Origin of the sequence: Azospirillum sp. ST 5-10 (genome assembly GCF_051225715.1) — a bacterium.
In the GTDB taxonomy this organism is placed as follows: Bacteria; Pseudomonadota; Alphaproteobacteria; order Azospirillales; family Azospirillaceae; genus Azospirillum.
Map to the genome: position 1 here is coordinate 187,255 of NZ_JBPJSP010000001.1, position 17,746 is coordinate 205,000.

The 17,746-nt window shown below is 71.6% G+C and carries 16 protein-coding genes; 7 read left to right on the forward strand and 9 right to left on the reverse strand.

What is annotated here, in order from left to right; genetic code table 11:
• Positions 1 to 50: 50 nt before the first annotated feature.
• Both ACSBPG_RS00930 and ACSBPG_RS00935 read right to left on the reverse strand, forming a co-directional pair.
• On the reverse strand, positions 51 to 482 hold the full coding sequence (locus tag ACSBPG_RS00930) for an RNA-binding S4 domain-containing protein (RefSeq protein ID WP_435535210.1): 432 nt from the start codon (positions 480 to 482) through the stop codon (positions 51 to 53).
• A gap of 10 nt (positions 483 to 492) precedes the next feature.
• Positions 493 to 3,012: a helicase-related protein gene (locus tag ACSBPG_RS00935; protein WP_435535211.1), complete on the reverse strand. Its 2,520-nt coding sequence runs from the start codon at positions 3,010 to 3,012 to the stop codon at positions 493 to 495.
• A gap of 149 nt (positions 3,013 to 3,161) precedes the next feature.
• On the opposite strand from ACSBPG_RS00935, the gene ACSBPG_RS00940 reads away from it, so the two are divergent.
• The 7 genes from ACSBPG_RS00940 (at position 3,162) to ACSBPG_RS00970 (ending at position 9,663) form a co-directional block, all read left to right on the forward strand.
• Positions 3,162 to 4,736 (forward strand): hypothetical protein, encoded by a 1,575-nt coding sequence (locus tag ACSBPG_RS00940; protein WP_435535212.1) that lies wholly within the window; start codon positions 3,162 to 3,164, stop codon positions 4,734 to 4,736.
• 127 nt (positions 4,737 to 4,863) lie between these two features.
• Entirely contained in the window at positions 4,864 to 6,741 is a 1,878-nt protein-coding gene (gene htpG, locus ACSBPG_RS00945) for a molecular chaperone HtpG (protein ID WP_435535213.1), read from the forward strand.
• 109 nt (positions 6,742 to 6,850) lie between these two features.
• The gene (locus ACSBPG_RS00950; protein WP_435535214.1) at positions 6,851 to 7,066 is read left to right on the forward strand and encodes a hypothetical protein; all 216 of its coding nucleotides are present in this window, start codon (positions 6,851 to 6,853) and stop codon (positions 7,064 to 7,066) included.
• Between the two features lie 178 nt (positions 7,067 to 7,244).
• On the forward strand, positions 7,245 to 8,054 hold the full coding sequence (locus tag ACSBPG_RS00955) for a hypothetical protein (protein ID WP_435535215.1): 810 nt from the start codon (positions 7,245 to 7,247) through the stop codon (positions 8,052 to 8,054).
• A 72-nt stretch (positions 8,055 to 8,126) separates the two neighbouring features.
• Positions 8,127 to 8,915, forward strand: coding sequence for a HesA/MoeB/ThiF family protein (locus ACSBPG_RS00960; protein WP_435535498.1), 789 nt, complete (start codon positions 8,127 to 8,129; stop codon positions 8,913 to 8,915).
• A 23-nt stretch (positions 8,916 to 8,938) separates the two neighbouring features.
• Positions 8,939 to 9,379 carry a DsrE family protein gene (locus ACSBPG_RS00965; protein WP_435535216.1) on the forward strand — a complete coding sequence of 147 codons (441 nt, stop codon included), beginning with the start codon at positions 8,939 to 8,941 and terminating at the stop codon, positions 9,377 to 9,379.
• A gap of 20 nt (positions 9,380 to 9,399) precedes the next feature.
• Positions 9,400 to 9,663 (forward strand): hypothetical protein, encoded by a 264-nt coding sequence (locus ACSBPG_RS00970; RefSeq protein ID WP_435535217.1) that lies wholly within the window; start codon positions 9,400 to 9,402, stop codon positions 9,661 to 9,663.
• Positions 9,664 to 9,751: 88 nt separating this feature from the next.
• Here the strand turns inward: ACSBPG_RS00970 and phoB are convergent, their stop codons facing one another.
• The 7 genes from phoB to ACSBPG_RS01005 all read right to left on the reverse strand — a co-directional run bounded on the left by phoB (position 9,752) and on the right by ACSBPG_RS01005 (position 17,678).
• Complete coding sequence (phoB, locus tag ACSBPG_RS00975) at positions 9,752 to 10,456, reverse strand: phosphate regulon transcriptional regulator PhoB (protein WP_435535218.1); 705 nt, start codon at positions 10,454 to 10,456, stop codon at positions 9,752 to 9,754.
• 43 nt (positions 10,457 to 10,499) lie between these two features.
• Positions 10,500 to 11,225: a phosphate signaling complex protein PhoU gene (gene phoU / locus ACSBPG_RS00980; RefSeq protein ID WP_435535219.1), complete on the reverse strand. Its 726-nt coding sequence runs from the start codon at positions 11,223 to 11,225 to the stop codon at positions 10,500 to 10,502.
• A 43-nt stretch (positions 11,226 to 11,268) separates the two neighbouring features.
• The gene (gene pstB / locus ACSBPG_RS00985) at positions 11,269 to 12,015 is read right to left on the reverse strand and encodes a phosphate ABC transporter ATP-binding protein PstB (RefSeq protein WP_435535499.1); all 747 of its coding nucleotides are present in this window, start codon (positions 12,013 to 12,015) and stop codon (positions 11,269 to 11,271) included.
• 76 nt (positions 12,016 to 12,091) lie between these two features.
• The gene (gene pstA / locus ACSBPG_RS00990; protein WP_435535220.1) at positions 12,092 to 13,423 is read right to left on the reverse strand and encodes a phosphate ABC transporter permease PstA; all 1,332 of its coding nucleotides are present in this window, start codon (positions 13,421 to 13,423) and stop codon (positions 12,092 to 12,094) included.
• Entirely contained in the window at positions 13,416 to 14,798 is a 1,383-nt protein-coding gene (gene pstC, locus ACSBPG_RS00995) for a phosphate ABC transporter permease subunit PstC (RefSeq protein WP_435535221.1), read from the reverse strand. The genes pstA and pstC overlap by 8 nt, the downstream gene beginning before the upstream one ends.
• 102 nt (positions 14,799 to 14,900) lie before the next feature.
• On the reverse strand, positions 14,901 to 15,941 hold the full coding sequence (locus ACSBPG_RS01000) for a PstS family phosphate ABC transporter substrate-binding protein (protein ID WP_435535222.1): 1,041 nt from the start codon (positions 15,939 to 15,941) through the stop codon (positions 14,901 to 14,903).
• A 171-nt stretch (positions 15,942 to 16,112) separates the two neighbouring features.
• Positions 16,113 to 17,678 (reverse strand): ATP-binding protein, encoded by a 1,566-nt coding sequence (locus ACSBPG_RS01005; RefSeq protein ID WP_435535223.1) that lies wholly within the window; start codon positions 17,676 to 17,678, stop codon positions 16,113 to 16,115.
• Positions 17,679 to 17,746: the final 68 nt, after the last annotated feature.

Sequence of the window (17,746 nt, forward strand, 5' to 3'; positions counted from 1 at the left end):
CCGAACCGCAGAGATGGCGCTCCCGCCCCGGCCGCCGACGGGCCGGTCCCCTACTCCTCCGCCTCGCGCAGCCGCTCCACCGCCCGGCGGTCGCGCTTGGTCGGCCGGCCGGCGCCGGGCGGGCGGGCGGCGGGCGGCCGGACGGCGACGTCCATCGCCGTCTCGCGGGCCGGCGGCGCCAGGTCCTCGTAGAGGGTGCGGGCCTCCTCGGCCGGGCCGCGGCGGCTGCCGAGCGCCAGCACCCTGACGACGCGGATGTGCCGCCCCTGGGGGAAGGTCAGCACGTCGCCGGGGCGGACGGCGTGGTGGGCCTTGGCGACCAGCGCGCCGGAGCAGCGGAAGCCGCCGGCCGCCACCATCTTGGCGGCGAGGCTGCGCGTCTTGTAGAAGCGCGCGAACCACAGCCACTTGTCGATGCGCAGCCGCCCGGCCGCGGTGTCGGCCGGAGACTCGTCGAGGAGGTCGTCGTCGTGGTCGGTCATGGCGGCAGGCTCATCCCGCTCCCTGGAAGTGGCGCAACTTGGCGAAGGGATGGTCGGCGGAGGGCGCCGTCTCGCGCCGCGGCCGGGGGCGGGCGGGCCGGCGGCGGCGCCAGGAGACGGTGCCGTCGGCGGCGACCGCGCGGGCGTAGCCCAGGGCCGCCAGCACCTCGGCCAGCTCCTCGGCGCCGGTGCCGATGATCTGCGCCAGCACCGCCTCGGCCGGCAGGACGCCGTCGCGCGCCTTGACCAGCTCGACCTCCAGCCGGTCCAGCATGTCGACCCGCACCGCCCGCGGCCCGGCCAGGGGATAGCCGATCGCCTCCCAGAACCCGGCGGGCCAGGAGGTTCCCCCCTCCGCCGGCTGCGCCACCACCGAGACGCGGCCGGGCGGCGGCGCCGGCGCCGGCAGGGGGAGCCCGGCGTGGACCGCCCACAGCAGCGCCCGCAGCTCCACCGCCGCCGGCTTCATCAGCGCCGGCACGAACAGGCGCGTCACCCCGAGCCGGACGCCGCGCCGGGCCAGCGCCCGGCGCTCGTCGCGGCCGAGCCCGTCGATCAGCCCGGCGACGGCGGCGCGCGGCAGCACGCCCAGCCCCTCCTCGAGCTGGAAGGCGAGGCCGCGGGCCGCCCCGGCCAGCTCCTCCGCCTTGCCGAGCGCCAGCAGCGGCTTCAGCCGCCGCGCCACGAGCCCCTTGAGCCACGCCTCCAGGCGCACCCGCAGGCGGTCGCGCTGCGGCTGGTCGAGCAGGGTGTCGCCGTGCGGCACCACCATCGGCGCCAGAACCGACGGGCCGGCGGCGAGCCGCGCCACCGCCAGGCCGCGCCACAGCAGCGTCCCGTCGGCGCCGAGCGCGAACGCGTCGTCGGGTTCCTGCTCGAAGGCGCGCACCCGCCGGGCCAGCTCGTCGGCCAGCGCGCGGCGCGCCGCCGACAGCAGCGCGCGCGCCTCGTCGGAGCGGTCGGGGGCGTCGGGGACGAAGCGGAAGCCGGCGAGCTGGCCGACCGGATGGCCTTCGACGACCACCTCGCCGTCGGCGCGCACGCCGCCGACCAGCGCGCGCCCGTCCTTCAGGGTGCGCACCAGGGTCGCCGAGCGGCGGTCGATGAAGCGCTGGGTCAGACGCTCGTGCAGGGCGTCGGACAGCTTGTCCTCGATGGCGCGGGTGCGCTCCTGCCAGTGCACCGGGTCCTTCAGCCAGGCCGGCCGGTTGGCGACGTAGGTCCAGGTGCGGACGTGGGCGATGCGGGCGACCAGGGCGTCGATGTCGCCCTCGGTGCGGTCGAGGCGGGCCACCTGGCGGGCCACCCAGTCCTCGTCGAGCCGGCCGGCGGGGGCGCGCAGGTAGCGGTAGATCTGGCCGAGCAGGCGGGTGTGGGCGTCCGACAGCACCTTGCGGAAGTCGGGCACCTGGCAGACCTCCCAGAGGAGCTGCACCGCCGGCTTGCCCTTGGCCAGGTCCATCACCTCGGGGTCGCGCACCAGGGCCTGCAGCGCCAGATGGTCGTCGGCGTCGCGCGCCCGGATCAGCTCCGGCAGGGGGGCCCGCTCCTCCAGCGACTTCAGGAGGAATCCCGGCGTCTCGAAGCGCAGCGCGGCGTTGCGCCACATCAGGCTCTTCAGCGTCTCGAAGCTGTGGTTCTCGACCCGCTCCACCAGCTCCGGCTCCAGCTCCCCCACCTCGTCGGTGGTGCCGAAGGTGCCGTCGCGCATGTGCCGCCCGGCGCGCCCGGCGATCTGCGCCACCTCGGTCGGCCGCAGGCGGCGCGGCTGGAAGCCGTCGAACTTCACCATGCGGGCGAAGGCGACGTGGTCGACGTCCATGTTGAGGCCCATGCCGATGGCGTCGGTGGCGACGAGATAGTCCACCTCCCCCGCCTGGTAGAGGCCGACCTGGGCGTTGCGGGTGCGCGGGCTGAGCGCCCCCAGCACCACCGCCGTGCCGCCGCGCTGGCGGCGCAGCAGCTCGGCCATGGCGTAGACGTCGGTGGCGGAGAAGGCGACCACGGCGGAGCGCGGCGGCAGCCGGGTCAGCTTGCGGTGGCCGGCGTAGGTGAGCTGGGAGAAACGCGGCCGGCTGACGAACTCGACCCGCGGCACGAGGCGGCGGATCAGCGGCTGGATGGTGTCGGAGCCGAGGAACATGGTCTCCACCAGGCCGCGCGCGTGCAGCAGCCGGTCGGTGAAGATGTGACCGCGCTCGGGATCGGCGCAGAGCTGGATCTCGTCCACCGCCAGGAACTCGACGGCGCGGTCGAGCGGCATGGATTCGACGGTGCACACCCAGTAGGACGGGTGCGGCGGCAGGATCTTCTCCTCGCCGGTCACCAGGGCGACGGCGTTGCGGCCCTTCGCGGCGACGATGCGGTCGTAGTTCTCGCGCGCCAGCAGGCGCAGCGGAAAGCCGATCATGCCCGTCCGGTGGCCGAGCATCCGCTCGATCGCGAGATAGGTCTTGCCGGTGTTGGTGGGGCCCAGCACCGCGGTCACCCGCCCCGCCGGACCGGACGGATCGTAGAGGGCTTCTGCCATAGGTTTAACCATTGGTCCGCGCGCTCCGGGATGCAAGCACAAGCGCCGCCGCGCCGCCAGCACCCGATCTATGCCTCGCCGCCCGTGGACCGCGGACCGCGAACCCTGTTAACTGGGGTGGACCGACCCCGACCGCCAGAGAGGCCCCCATGCCGCGCCCGTCGCGACGCCCGTTTCCCGCCCTCGCCGCCGCCCTCGCCCTGACGCTCGCCGGCGGCGGCGCGTCGGGCGCGCTCGCCCAGACCGCCGCGGCGCCGGGCGATGCGGCCGCCGCGGCTCCCGCGGTGACCGACCAGGGGGCGGCGGCGATGACGGCGGCGCTGGCCGCCGGCATGGAGCGGCTGCTCGCCGACCAGGAGGGGGTGCAGTCCTACGACTGGGACGGCGAGCCCGCGGTGACGCCGGCCGGCGATCATTACGAGGTGACGCTGCCGCCGATCACCGCCGCCTTCGCCGACGGCGGCCGGGCCGACCTCGGCGCGGTGCGCCTGCAGGTGCGGCCGCTGGGCGACGGCCGCTACGGCTTCGCGGCCACCCTGCCCTCGTCCATCGCCCTGGCGGCGGACGACGGGGCGCCGACCGGGTCGATCACCATCGGCCGCCAGACGGTCACCGGCGTGTGGCTGGCCGCCCACGACACCACGGTGTCGTTCGACGCCGCACTGGCCGACGTGACCATGGTGGCGCCGGACAGCGGCGAGCGCCACACCATCGGTTCCGTCACCATGATGGAGGACCTGCAGCCCGACGGCCCCGCCACCTGGAGCGGCCCCATCGCCCTGGCGCTGAGCGACGTCTCGGTGACGCCCGGCGAGGCCGGGGCCCCCGCCTCGCGCTTCGACGGGCTGACGGCGGAGGTGACGGTCAGCCGCCTCGACCTCGAGAAGGCGAACCGCTTCGGCGATCTGGCGAAGGCGGCCGCCGCCGGCGACGCCTCGCCGGCCGGGCTGGTCGGCAGCCTGCGCACGGTGCTCGACGGCGCCACGTTCCGCCTGCGCTTCACCGGCCTGGCCGGGATCGAACCGGCGACCGGCCAGACGGTGCGGCTCGACCAGCTCGCCGTCAGCGGCGGCGTGGAGGGCGTCGACGCCGAGCGGGGCAGCGCCAAGCTGGGCTTCGAGGCGCGCGGCCTGCACCTCGAACCGGCCGCCGCCCCGCCCGCCTTCATGCCCGACCGCTTCGACGTCGACCTGACGCTGGCCGACGTCCCCAGCCGGGCGCTGTGGCAGGCGCTGGCCGGCGCCGCCGAGGACGCCGGCGCGCCCGGCGGGAGGAAGGCGGGCGGGAGGAAGGACGCCATGGACGACCTCGGCGACCGGCTGGTGGCGGTCCTGGCGCAGGCCGGGACGGCGCTGCGCATCGAGCGGCTGCAGCTCAACACGCCGGCGCTGGGGGCGCGGACCACCGGCACCGCCCGGGTCGCCGCCGACAGCGCCTTCGGCGCCGTCGCCGACCTGACGGTGGAGCTGCGCGGCCTCGACGCCGCCGCCGAGGCGTTGCGGCCGGCCCCCGGCCGCCAGCCCGACGAGGAGACCCAGGAGACGCTCGGCATGATCGCCATGCTGCAGGCGATGGGCCAGCAGGCCAAGGACGAGGCCGGCACCGACGTGCGCACCTACCGCATCGAGGCGACCGAAGCGGGCGCCCTGCTGCTCAACGGCGCCGACATGAGCGCCCTGTTCGCCGCGCCGGCGCCGGAGCCCATGGTCAAGCGCAAGGAATAGGCGTCGGCACCGCCCCTCTTGCGCCGAACGGGGCTCTCCCACACATATCCGCCGGGCTTGCCTCCGGCGGCTGCGCCGGCCTGCGTCCCCGACCGAACGACAACAACCCGTGGAAATGGTGATCCCGATGACCGAGGAACGGCTCAGCTTCCAGGCCGAGGTCAGCCGCCTGCTCGACATCGTCGCGCACTCGCTCTACAGCGAGAAGGAGGTGTTCCTGCGCGAGCTCGTGTCCAACGCCTCCGACGCCTGCGACCGGCTGCGCTACGCCGCCCTGACCCAGCCGGAGCTGACCGCCGGCGACGCCGACTTCAAGATCGTGCTGGCGGTGGACAAGGAGGCGCGCACCCTCACCGTCGCCGACAACGGCGTCGGCATGAACCGCGAGGACCTGGTCGAGAACCTCGGCACCATCGCGCGGTCGGGCACCGCCGCCTTCATGCGCCAGCTCTCCGGCGACAGCAAGAAGGACGTCAGCCTGATCGGCCAGTTCGGCGTCGGCTTCTATTCCGCCTTCATGGTCGCCGACCGGGTCGAGGTGCTGACCCGCAAGGCCGGCGAGGAGCAGGGCTGGCGCTGGACCTCCGACGGCAAGGGCGAGTTCACCGTCGCCGAGGCGGCCGACGCGGCGCGCGGCACCCGGGTGGTCCTGCACCTGCGCGAGGGCGACGACGAGTACCTGGAGGAGACGCGCCTCGCCACCATCGTGCGCAAGTACTCCGACCACATCGCCATCCCCATCCGCTTCGGCGAGGGCGACGACGCCAGGACCCTGAACAGCGCCAACGCCCTGTGGATGCGCTCCAAGAGCGAGGTGACGGAGGAGCAGTACAAGGAATTCTACCACCACGTCGGCCACGCCTTCGACGACCCCTGGCTGACCATCCACTGGCGGGCGGAAGGCGCCATCGAGTACACGAACCTGCTGTTCGTGCCCTCCATGAAGCCCTTCGACCTGTTCGACCCCAAGCGCGCCCACCGGGTGAAGCTGTACGTCAAGCGCGTCTTCATCACCGACGGCGCCGAGGGGCTGGTGCCGCCCTATCTGCGCTTCCTCAAGGGCGTGGTCGACAGCGAGGACCTGCCGCTCAACATCAGCCGCGAGATGCTCCAGCACAACCCGATGCTGGCGAAGATCCGCTCCGGCCTGACCCGCCGGGTGCTGAGCGAGCTGGGCAAGAAGGCCGGCGACGCGGCGGTGGCGGCGGAGTACGCCACCTTCTGGGAGAACTTCGGCGCCGTGCTGAAGGAGGGCCTCTACGAGGACTTCGAGCACCGCAAGGAGCTGCTGAAGCTCCTGCGCTTCCGCACCACCGCGGGCGACGGGCTGGTCTCGCTCGAGGAGTACGTCGGGCGCATGAAGGAGGGCCAGGAGGCGATCTTCACCATCGCCGGCGACGACGAGGAGGCCCTGCGCCGCAGCCCGCAGATCGAAGGCTTCAAGGCCAAGGGCGTCGAGGTGCTGCTGCTGACCGACCCGGTCGACGAGTTCTGGGTGCCGGCGGTCGGCGAGTACGAGGGCAAGCGCTTCAAGTCGGTCACCAAGGGCGGCGCCGACCTCGGCCGCATCAAGGGAGCGGACGCCGACGCCGCGGAGAAGACGGACGAGCCGGCGAGCGGCGACCTCGACAGCCTGCTCGCGCTGTTCAAGCTGACCCTGGGCGACGCCGTGAAGGACGTCCGCCGCTCCGAGCGGCTGACCGACAGCGCCGTCTGCCTCGTCGCCGACGAGAACGACATGGACATGCACCTGGAGCGGCTGCTCAAGCAGCACAAGCAGCTCGGCGCGGCGGCGGCGGCCCGCATCCTGGAGCTCAACCCCGGCCATCCGCTGGTGGCGCGGCTGGCCGAGCGGGCCAGGGCCAACGGGTCCGACCCCGACCTCGGCGAGGTGGCGTGGCTGCTGCTCGACCAGGCGCGCATCGTCGAGGGCGATCCCGTTCCGGATCCCGGCGCCTTCGCGCGGCGCCTGTCGTCGCTCGTCGCCAAGGGGCTGGCGGCATGACCCGCGGCTGATTTCCGCGCAGCGGGAAACATTCCGGCGCTCGGGGGTGTCATCGCGGCGCCCGGGTTCCCACCCTTGTCGGGGACCCGAATCGCCAAGGGAGGGCGCGATGACATCCTACGAGACGCTGGCCGACTGGTGCCGGCACGAGCGCATGCAGCAGCAGGCCCGGCTGGAATGGCTGGAGTCCGGCCGCATGCAGGTCGCCACCCGCGACGGCACCGGGCAGGTGATCGACATGACCCTGCAGAGCATCGCCGAGGCGCGGCGCAAGGTCGCCGAGCTGGACGAGCTGCTGGCGCGGGAATCCGCCGCGAACGAATAGTCGCCGATTGTCGCGCCCGCGGCGCCGGTGTACACTTCCCGGGTGATGCCGCCGCTGCGGCCGGCCCCGAGCGGCAGCGCCGGTTGACAATTTGATTGCATTTTATTAAATTGGCATCGCTCGCCGAAGCGGCGTCGCGGCGCGCGGTCCGGGCATCGCAGCAAGGGAGTTGGCGGCCATGGGCGTGACGATCCCCAACGCCTCGGATTGGAAGCTCTTCAAGATCACCGGCTCGACCAGCGAGCTGGGACCGAAGGGGATGTCCACCGACTACCGCCAGTTCGTGGTGTCGAAGCCGGGCGAGTTCAACTTCAAGCTCAACAACTCCTTCACCAGCGTCAAGATCGTCAACGACCGCAACGAGGTCATCGTCGACGCGAAGTCCGCCGAGGACATCGCGACCGCCAGCGCCAAGCTGCAGGCCGGTTCCTACACCGCCATCATCTCGCAGCAGATCCGCGGGGTGAACGGCCGGGCCTACGATCTGGAGGTGTCGCAGCGCTCCTCGGCCATGGTGCTGGCCTCCGGGGCGACCCTGACCGGCACCGCGCGCGACGCCGCCGGCATCGACTCCGGGGTGCAGAAGCACACGCTCAACGTCGTCCAGGGCGGCGACTTCAACATCGACTTCAGCCTGCCCAACAGCCGCTGGGCGATCATGAGCAAGGACGGCAAGGTGGTCGCCTCCGGCGACACCATGAAGGCGGGCACCAACGGCGATTTCATGAAGAACACCACCCACAAGCTGGAGCCCGGCGAGTACGAGGTGGTCATCGTGCCGCCCACGGACGTCGGCGGCCAGGAGGTGCCGTTCCGCCTGACCTTCGTGCCGAAGACCGCCAGCATCGACACCGCGGCCGCCGAGGAGCGGCCGATCGACAAGATCTTCCGCGAGCGCGAGGCCCGCCTGCAGCAGTGGGCCGCCGAGGAGGCCAGCGGCGCGACGACCGGCAACCAGCCCTACAAGATGACCTTCGCGCTGGTCTGAGGGGGCAGCGCTGCGGCACGGTCCGGCGTGAATCCGTAGGCAGGGCGGGCGCGCTGCGCTATGCTCGGCGCCATGGACTTCACCGAATCCCAGCTCCACCGCTATTCGCGCCACATCATCCTGCCGGAGGTCGGCGGGACCGGTCAGGCGAGGCTGCTGCAGTCGAAGGTGCTCGTGGTCGGCGCCGGCGGGCTCGGGTCGCCGCTGCTGCTCTACCTCGCCGCCGCCGGCGTCGGCACGATCGGCGTCGTCGACGACGACGTGGTCGACCTGTCGAACCTGCAGCGCCAGGTCATCCACGACGAGTCGGCGCTCGGCCGGCCGAAGGTGGAGAGCGCCGCCGCCCGCATGGCCGCCCTCAACCCGGACGTCCGGGTGGAGGCACACAAGACCCGGCTGACCCGCGACAACGCGCTGGACCTGATCGGCCGGTACGACCTGGTGGCCGACGGCTCCGACAATTTCGCCACGCGCTTCCTGCTCAACGACGCCTGCTATCTCGCCGGGCGCACGCTGGTGTCGGCGGCGATGCTGCGCTTCGACGGGCAGGTGTCGACGTTCAAGGCCCATCTCGGCGACGAGCATCCCTGCTACCGCTGCCTGTTCCGCGAGCCGCCGCCGCGGGGCATGGTGCCGTCCTGTTCGGAAGGGGGGGTGCTGGGGGCGCTGGCCGGGCTCGTCGGCACCCTGCAGGCGACCGAGGTGCTGAAGGAGCTGCTGGGCGTCGGCGAAAGCCTGTCGGGCAGCCTGCTGATGGTCGACGCCCTCAACGCCGGCTATCACCGGATCGCCGTGAAGCCCGACCCGGAGTGCCCGCTGTGCGGGCACCATCCGTCCATCACCGACCTGTCCGCCCATTGACGGCTCTCGCGGGGAGGCCCGCCATGCAAGGTCCCGACAGCCTGTCCATCGTCGTGTTCTCCGGCGGCTTCGACCGGGTGCACTACGCGCTGGTGATGGCCAGCGCCGCCGCCGCCACCAACCGCCGGGTCACCCTGTTCTTCACCGGCCGGGCGCTGCGCGCGCTGGTGCACGAGCACGAGCCGGGCGTGCTGGGCTGGCACGACCTGGACGCCGCCGACGACGGCAGCCGGCCGCTCGAGCGCGACCGCTACTTCGCCAAGCAGGGCCTCGCCACCTTCGAGGAGCTGCTGGGCGCCTGCGTCGCCCTGGGCGTCACGGTGATGGCCTGCGAGATGGGCCTCAAGGCGCTGGGGCTGCCGGCCGAGCGCGCCCGCCTGCGCGACGACGTGCCGGTGCAGCGCGGCGGCGTGGTGACCTTCCTGAACGAGGTCACCCCCGGCGGCGCCACCCTGTTCGTGTGATCCCTCTGTCCGTGCGAGCCATGACCGACCCCGCCGTGCTCCACGCCGCCAACCGCTTCGAGGCGGTGGCCGCCGCCGCCCTCGACGGCGTCCCCCATGACGCGGACCTCCGCCGCCTGGTGGCCGAGACGCGGGCCCGCGGGCCCGCCTTCACCGGCCAGGTGGCGCACGCCCTGACGATGATGATCGGCTGGATCGCGGAGGACGACGCCGTCCGCTTCGCCCCCAAGATCGCGATCCTCAATGAGGCGGTGGTCGCGTTGGTGGGAAAACCAGATGAATAAATTAGAAGATCGGAAGATTATAAGAATGAAAGAATGATTTCTCGCCCAATCCTTCGATCTTCCGATCTTCGATTTTCATATCAGCACGTCACGTGGACTTCATGTCGAGAGCGTAGCCGGCGGAGCGGACGGTGCGGATGAGGTCGCTCTCCGTCTCCTCGTTCAGCGCCTTGCGCAGGCGGCGGATGTGGACGTCGACGGTGCGCGGCTCGACGTAGACGTCGTGCCCCCACACCACGTCGAGGAGCTGTTCGCGCGAGAACACCCGGCCGGGGTGCTGCATGAAGTGGCGCAGCAGCCGGAACTCGGTGGGGCCGAGATGGACGTCGCGGTTGTTGCGGCGCACCCGGTGGGCCGCCAGGTCCATCACCACGTCGCCGAAGCGCAGCGTCTCCTCCGCCAGTCCCGGGGCGGCGCGGCGCAGCACGGCGCGCATGCGGGCCACCAGCTCGGTCGGCGAGAAGGGCTTGGCGATGTAGTCGTCGGCGCCGGAGTTGAGGCCGCGCACCCGGTCGGCCTCCTCGCCGCGGGCGGTCAGCATGATGATCGGGATGTCCCGGGTCTTGGGATTGCGGCGCATCTGCCGGCACACCTCGATTCCCGACATCAGCGGCAGCATCCAGTCCAGCAGCACGATGTGCGGCGTCTGCTCGTTGGCGAGCAGCAGGGCCTCCTCGCCGTCGCCGGCGGAGATCGCCCGGAACCCCTCCTTCTCCAGATTGTACTTCAGCAAGGTGACGATGTCGGCTTCGTCCTCGACCACGAGGACCAGCGGCTTCAACGCCGAATTCATGACTCCCCCACCGTGTCGGCGCCCCTCTTGCGCCCGCGTCTGCTCAAGCATCGCCGTCCGCCTCCGGCGTCACCACCGCGAAGCTGCTGGCGTCGCTCTTCGGTCGTTCCATCATCAGCGGCTCGCCGACGACGAGGAAATGGATCGTCTCCGCCACGTTGGTGGCGTGGTCGCCGATCCGTTCGAGATTCTTCGCCATGAACAGCAGGTGCGTGCACGGCGTGATGTTGCGCGGGTCCTCCATCATGTAGGTGAGGACCTCGCGGAACAGGCTGGTGTAGAGGTCGTCGAGCTCCTCGTCGCGCTGCCAGGCGGCGATCGCCTTCTCGACGTCGCGCTCGATGTAGGCGTCGAGCACGTCCTTCATGATCTCCTCGACCAGCCGGCCCATGCGCGGCAGCGCCGCCGCCGGGCGCACCGTCGGCACCTGGGCGAGCGCCAGCGACCGCTTGGCGATGTTGGCGGCGTAGTCGCCGATGCGCTCCAGGTCGGCGGCGATCTTGAGGGCCGAGACGATCTCCCGCAGGTCCTGCGCCATGGGCTGGCGCAGGGCGAGCAGGCGGATCGCCTCCTGGTCGATCTCGCGTTCGTACTCGTCCAGGCGCAGGTCGGCCTGCATGACCTGGGCGGCGAGGCCGACGTCGCGCCGCGCCACCGCCTTCACCGAGGAGCCGACCTGCGCCTCCGCGACCCCGCCCATCTGGGTCACGAGGTTGGACAGGCGCTGCAGTTCCTGGGCGAAGGAACGGACGATGTGCTCGTTGCTCATGGCGTTCCCCCCATCCGGACGCGTTCGACCGCGCCGGCGCCGATCAGCCGTAGCGACCGGTTATGTAGCCCTGGGTGCGCTCGTCGCGCGGGTTGGTGAAGATCTCCTCGGTGTCGTCGCACTCCACCATGTCGCCGAGGTGGAAGAACGCCGTCTTCTGCGAGACGCGCGCCGCCTGCTGCATGTTGTGGGTGACGATGACGATCGTGTAGTTCTCGCGCAGCTCGTCGATCAGCTCCTCGATGTGCGCGGTGGCGATCGGGTCGAGGGCCGAGCAGGGCTCGTCCATCAGGATCACCTCCGGGCTGACGGCGATGGCGCGGGCGATGCACAGGCGCTGCTGCTGGCCGCCGGACAGGCCGGTGCCGGGCTCGCGCAGGCGGTCCTTCACCTCGTTCCACAGGCCGGCGCGCTGCAGCGAGGTCTGGACGATCTCGTCCATCTCGTCGCGGTGGGTGGCCAGGCCGTGGATCTTGGGGCCGTAGGAGATGTTGTCGTAGATCGACTTCGGGAACGGGTTCGGCTTCTGGAACACCATGCCGACCCGCGCGCGCAGCTGCACGGCGTCGATCCGCTTGCCGTAGACGTCCTCGCCGTCGAGGGCGATCAGCCCTTCGACCCGGCAGTTCTCGATGGTGTCGTTCATGCGGTTGAGGCAGCGCAGGAACGTCGACTTGCCGCATCCCGAGGGGCCGATCAGCGCCAGCACCCGGTTCTCCAGGATCTCGATGTTGATCCCCTTGAGCGCCTGCTTGGCGCCGTAGAAGACCTTGACGTCCCGGGCCACCATCTTGGCGCCGGGGGTGGCGGCGGCGGGCGCGGCCACGGCCGGGGACGCCTGAACGTTGGTCTGGATGTTCATCGGGTTACCACCGCCTCTCGAATTTCTTGCGCAGGATGACCGCGACGGCGTTCATCGCGATGAGGAAGCCCAGCAGGACCAGGATCGCCGCCGAGGTGCGCTCGACGAAGGCGCGTTCCGGGCTGTCGGCCCACATGAAGATCTGCACGGGCAGCACCGTGGCGCTGTCGGTGAAGCCGCCGGGGACGTCGACGATGAAGGCGACCATGCCGATCATCAGCAGCGGCGCCGTCTCGCCGAGCGCGTGCGCCATGCCGATGATGGTGCCGGTGAGGATGCCCGGCATGGCCAGCGGCAGCACGTGGTGCAGCACCGCCTGCAGGCGCGACGCCCCCACCCCCAGCGCCGCCTCGCGGATCGACGGCGGCACCGCCTTCAGCGCGGCGCGCGCGGCGATGATGATGATGGGCAGGGTCATCAGCGCCAGCACCACGCCGCCGACCACCGGCGCCGAGCGCGGCATGCCGAAGAAGTTGAGGAACACCGCCAGGCCGAGCAGGCCGTAGACGATGGACGGCACCGCGGCGAGGTTGTTGATGTTCACCTCGATGAGGTCCGTCCAGCGGTTCTTCGGCGCGAACTCCTCCAGGTAGATGGCGGCGGCGACGCCGATCGGCACCGACAGGGACATGGTCACCACCAGCGTCAGGAAGGAGCCGACGATGGCGCCCCAGATGCCGGCCTGCTCCGGCTCGCGCGAATCGCCGGCCGTGAACAGGGTGGTGTTGAAGCGCTTCTCCACGTCGCCCTTGGCCGTCAGCGCGTCGATGGCGCCGACCTGCAGGTCGTTGACGCGGCGCTGGCTCTCCGGCACGTCGCGCGGGATGAAGCCCTTGACGAACTGGTCGACGTCGTCCGACGCGTTGACCCAGACGGCCTGCGTCGTGCCGATCAGGTCGGGATTCTCCTGCAGCATCCGGATCAGCGTGTAGGGCGCGCCCGACGACAGGATGTCGGACAGGGTGCGGCGCTCCGACCGGCCGGTCACCTCGGGGAACTGCGCCGCCAGCGCGTCGCGCAGCAGCTTCATCGTGTTGGCCTGGCCGATCACCGCCGGGTCGCGGGTGCCCTGCGGGTCGATCTCGGCCGGGTCGAAATGGACCTCCAGGCGCACCTGGGTCTGCCAGAAGGCGGTGTAGCCCTGGGCAAAGATGGTGCCGAGCAGGACCACCAGCATCACCGCCGCCAGGCTGACCGCGGCGATGCCGTAGGCCTTGAACCGCTGCTCCGCAGCGTAGCGGGCGCGCAACCGAGCGGCGAACGCATCGCTCTGGTAGTGCGACCGGGGCCGGGCGACGGTCATCTCCCGTGTGCCCTGTTCGACCATGTCAGTCATACTTCTCCCGGTACTTCTGGACCACCCGCAGGGCGATCATGTTGAGGGACAGGGTGACGGCGAACAGGACGAGGCCGAGCCCGAAGGCCGACAGCGTCTTGGGGCTGTCGAACTCCTGGTCGCCGACCAGGAGCGTGGCGATCTGCGTGGTCACCGTGGTCACCGCTTCGAGCGGGTTGGCCGTGAGGTTGGCGGCGAGGCCGGCCGCCATGGTGACGATCATGGTCTCGCCGATGGCGCGGCTGCCGGCCAGCATGACCGCGGCGACGATGCCGGGCAGCGCCGCCGGCAGGACCACCTGGCGGATGGTCTCCGACTTGGTGGCGCCCAGCCCGTAGGAGCCGTCGCGCAGCGACTGCGGCACCGCGTTGATGACGTCGTCCGACAGCGAGCTGACGAAGGGGATGATCATCACGCCCATGACGAAGCCGGCGGCCAGCGCCGATTCCGACGAGACGTCGAGGCCCAGCGACTCGCCGATGCCGCGCACGAAGGGCGCCATGGTGAGGGCGGCGAAGAAGCCGTAGACGACGGTCGGGATGCCGGCCAGCACCTCCAGGATCGGCTTCAGCGCCGAACGGACGTGGGGCGGGGCGTATTCCGACATGTAGATCGCCGCCATCAGGCCGACCGGCACCGCGACGATCATGGCGATGAGGGTGATCAGCAGGGTGCCGACGAACAGCGGCACCGCGCCGAACGACCCGGACGAGCCCACCTGGTCGGCGCGGATCGCCGTCTGCGGGCTCCACTGCAGGCCGAACAGGAAGTCGAGCACGGGATAGGCGGCGAAGAAGCGCATCGCCTCGAACGCCAGCGACAGCACGATGCCCAGCGTGGTCAGGATGGCGACCAGCGAGCAGAGCACCAGGAAGACGTTGATGACCCGTTCCACCTGGTTGCGGGCCCGCAGGTCCGGGGCGATGCGCTGACGGGCGAGGACGAGGCCGGCGAGCGCCAGCGACGCGCCGACGGCCAGCAGCATCCAGTCGCCCAGCGCGTGCAGCGTGTTGTAATGGTCCGCCGCGGCGAGGATGGCGGGATCCGGCGTCCGCCCGGTGGCGATGCCGGCCGCCAGGTTCAGGATGTCCGCCTTGACCAGGCTGAGCGCCTGGGTGCTGCCGTCGGTGAGCTCGGCCGGCAGCGCCCCGACCACGAGCTGCATGACGATCCAGCCCTCGGACGCCGTCCAGAACAGGAACAGGAGGAGGGCGGGGAGGCCGGCCCACAGGGCGACGTACATGCCGTAATAGGCCGGCACGGAATGAAGGGCCGCGATCCGCCCGCCGACCGCGTGGACGGCCGATGCGCGCCCCAGGAAGTAGCCGGCGACCGACAGGCCGGCCAGCACCAGGAGGAGAACCGTGATCTGCATGCGACCCCGCCGATGGGTGGCTTATGGATGGCTTGAAAAGGGATCAAAGAGCGCGGGACGGGAATGGACGGCCCCGGGGGGCCGTCCGTCCCGACGGAACCGTCAGAGCTTCATCGGGGTCATGTTGACCACCGTGGAGCGGACGTCGTCGCGCTCCGCCTTCGGCAGGGCGATCAGGCCCTTGTCGGCGAGGTAGCCGTCCTCGCCCATGGCGCGCTCGGCGGTGTACTCCGCCACGAACTCGCGGATGCCGGGGATCACGCCGACGTGCGCGTTCTTGATGTAGACGTAGAGCGAACGCGACACCGGGTACTTGCCCGAGGAGATGTTCTCGTAGGTCGGGTCGACCTTCTCGACCTTGGAGGCCTGCAGCTTGTCCTTGTTCTGGTCGAGGAAGCTGTAGCCGAAGATGCCGAAGGCGTCGGGGTTGGCGACCAGCTTCTGGACGATCAGGTTGTCGTTCTCGCCGGCCTCGACGTAGGCGCCGTCCTCACGCACCGCGGCGCAGGCCTTGGTGAGCTCCTTCTTGTCGGTGAGGATCTGGGCGACCTCCTTCACCTCGGAGCAGCCGTGCTCCATGACCAGCTCGGTGAAGGCGTCGCGGGTGCCGGAGGTCGGGGGCGGGCCGAGGACCTCGATCTCCTTGTTGGGCAGGCTGGCGTCGACGTCCGACCACTTCTTGTAGGGGTTGGCCACCATCTTGCCGTTGACCGGCACGTCCTTGGCCAGCGCCTTCCAGAGCTGCTCGCGGGTGACGTCGATGTGCTTGGCGTCCTTGGAGGCCGCGAAGACGATGCCGTCGAAGCCGACCTTCAGCTCGGTGATGTCCTTGACGCCGTTGGCGGCGCACTGCTCGACCTCGGACTTCTTGATGCGGCGCGAGGCGTTGGTCATGTCCGGATGAGCCGGGCCGACACCGGCGCAGAACAGCTTCAGCCCGCCGCCCGTGCCGGTGGACTCGACGACCGGCGTCTTGAACTGGCCGGTCTTGCCGAAGGTCTCGGCGACCGCCGTGGTGAACGGGAACACGGTCGACGACCCGACGACGCGGATCTGATCGCGCGACTGGGCGTTGGCGGCGCCCGCGACGACGGACAGGGCCACGGCCGCGGCGGCCGTAAGGGCGAGCTTCTTGGTGATCACGATGATCCCTCCTGAGAACCGGTTTGGCTGACGGCGGGGCCTGGGATCCCGCCTTGTCGCAACGGGGTACCCCGTCGACGGCTGGGCCGGACGTTAGTCGTCGTTCGCGACCACCTTATTGCAGTTCGATGACGGTTTCGTGACAGCGGTCAGGGAATCCGCGAGGGTCCCCTATGCGGCGCCGGAACCGGTCCGCCGCAGCGCCACCTCCGGCGCCGGCAGCGCCGCCGGCTCGGCGACGGGCAGATAGACCGTGAAGGTGCTGCCCACCCCGACCTCGCTCTCGATGGTCAGGCGGGCGCGGTGGCGGTTCAGGATGTGCTTGACGATGGCCAGCCCCAGCCCGGTGCCGCCCATGGCGCGCGAGCGCGCGGCGTCGACCCGGTAGAAGCGTTCGGTCAGCCGCGGCAGGTGGGTGCGGGCGATGCCCTCGCCACGGTCGGCGACCGCCACCGACACCATGCGCACCGGCGTGCGCGGCGGCCGCCGGCCGCCGGCCGCCGCCGCGGCCCCCGCTGCGACGGCGGTTGCGGCGGCGAGTCCGGCCATGGTTCCGGTGGCCCCCACCGCGGCGCCGTCGGTGACCGCCACGGTGACGGTGACGGGGGTGTCGGACCGGGCGTACTTGATGGCGTTGCCCACCAGGTTCTGGAACACCTGGGTGAGCTGGTCGGCGTCGCCGACCACCGCCGGCACCGTCTCCGGCGCCTCCAGGCGCAGGGCGATGCGCCGCGCCGCCGCCTTCAGCTCGAAGGCGTCGAGCACGCCGCGCACCCGCCCGACCACGTCGACCCGGTCGGACGGCGGCATGTGCTCGTCGAGCTCGATGCGCGACAGCGACAGCAGGTCCTGGACCAGCCGGGTCATCCGGCTGGCCTGCTCGTGCATGATGCCGAGGAAGCGGTCGTGCGCCTCGGCATCGTCGCGCGCCGGCCCGCGCAGCGTCTCGATGAAGCCCAGCAGGGTCGACAGCGGCGTGCGCAGCTCGTGGCTGGCGTTGGCGATGAAGTCGGCGCGCATCTGCTCCGACCGCCGCAGCGCGGTGATGTCGTGCAGGGTCAGGATCGCCATGCGCGTCACCGCGCCCGGCCGCCCCGCCGCTCCGGCGGCGGCCGGGTCGGCCGGCAGGGCGCGGCGCTGGAACGGCTTCACCCGCAGCTCGAACACGCGCTCCACCGGCACCGGCAGGCTGAACTCGATGGTGCGCGAGGCGGCCCCGGCGAGCACCGCGTCGACCGCCTCGAGCACCGCCGGGGTGCGCAGCGAGGAGGCGAGGTCCCGCTCCGTCATGCGCTCGCCGAACAGGCCGCGCGCCGCCGTGTTGGCGCGCGCCACCCGGCGGCCGGAATCCACCAGGACCAGCGGGTCGTGCAGGGCGTCGAGGATCGACTCGTCGACGTCGAGCAGCAGCTCCGCCTGCTCGCAACGCCGGGTCAGCGCCCGGTGCAGCCGGCCCACCGGCCCGGCGAGGCCGCGCACGGCGGCGATGCCGCCCGCCGGCGGCGGCTCCCCGGCGGCGCCGTCCGCCAGGCGGTCGATCCAGGCGGCCACCGCCGCCGCGTCGCGGACGACCTGCCGCAGCACCAGCAGCGTCGCCGCCAGCGCCAGCGCGGCGACGGCGAGCCCCGGCAGCGCGCCGGAGCCGCCGAACGGCAGGACCGCGGCCGCGGCCAGCACCAGCAGGACCGCGGCGGCGACGAGGACTGTCCGGAGCGAGGGCGAAACCGCGGATCCCATGGGCGCACGACGTGACGGATCGGGGGACACGCCCCCGGGGGACCATACATCTACACCAACGCGGCCCG

Coding starts and splice junctions, on each gene's coding strand:
- ACSBPG_RS00930 (WP_435535210.1), bottom strand. CDS start 482: ATGACCGACCACGACGACGACCTCCTCGACGAGTCTCCGGCCGACACC.
- ACSBPG_RS00935 (WP_435535211.1), bottom strand. CDS start 3,012: ATGGCAGAAGCCCTCTACGATCCGTCCGGTCCGGCGGGGCGGGTGACC.
- ACSBPG_RS00940 (WP_435535212.1), top strand. CDS start 3,162: ATGCCGCGCCCGTCGCGACGCCCGTTTCCCGCCCTCGCCGCCGCCCTC.
- htpG (WP_435535213.1), top strand. CDS start 4,864: ATGACCGAGGAACGGCTCAGCTTCCAGGCCGAGGTCAGCCGCCTGCTC.
- ACSBPG_RS00950 (WP_435535214.1), top strand. CDS start 6,851: ATGACATCCTACGAGACGCTGGCCGACTGGTGCCGGCACGAGCGCATG.
- ACSBPG_RS00955 (WP_435535215.1), top strand. CDS start 7,245: ATGGGCGTGACGATCCCCAACGCCTCGGATTGGAAGCTCTTCAAGATC.
- ACSBPG_RS00960 (WP_435535498.1), top strand. CDS start 8,127: ATGGACTTCACCGAATCCCAGCTCCACCGCTATTCGCGCCACATCATC.
- ACSBPG_RS00965 (WP_435535216.1), top strand. CDS start 8,939: ATGCAAGGTCCCGACAGCCTGTCCATCGTCGTGTTCTCCGGCGGCTTC.
- ACSBPG_RS00970 (WP_435535217.1), top strand. CDS start 9,400: ATGACCGACCCCGCCGTGCTCCACGCCGCCAACCGCTTCGAGGCGGTG.
- phoB (WP_435535218.1), bottom strand. CDS start 10,456: ATGAATTCGGCGTTGAAGCCGCTGGTCCTCGTGGTCGAGGACGAAGCC.
- phoU (WP_435535219.1), bottom strand. CDS start 11,225: ATGAGCAACGAGCACATCGTCCGTTCCTTCGCCCAGGAACTGCAGCGC.
- pstB (WP_435535499.1), bottom strand. CDS start 12,015: ATGGTGGCCCGGGACGTCAAGGTCTTCTACGGCGCCAAGCAGGCGCTC.
- pstA (WP_435535220.1), bottom strand. CDS start 13,423: ATGACTGACATGGTCGAACAGGGCACACGGGAGATGACCGTCGCCCGG.
- pstC (WP_435535221.1), bottom strand. CDS start 14,798: ATGCAGATCACGGTTCTCCTCCTGGTGCTGGCCGGCCTGTCGGTCGCC.
- ACSBPG_RS01005 (WP_435535223.1), bottom strand. CDS start 17,678: ATGGGATCCGCGGTTTCGCCCTCGCTCCGGACAGTCCTCGTCGCCGCC.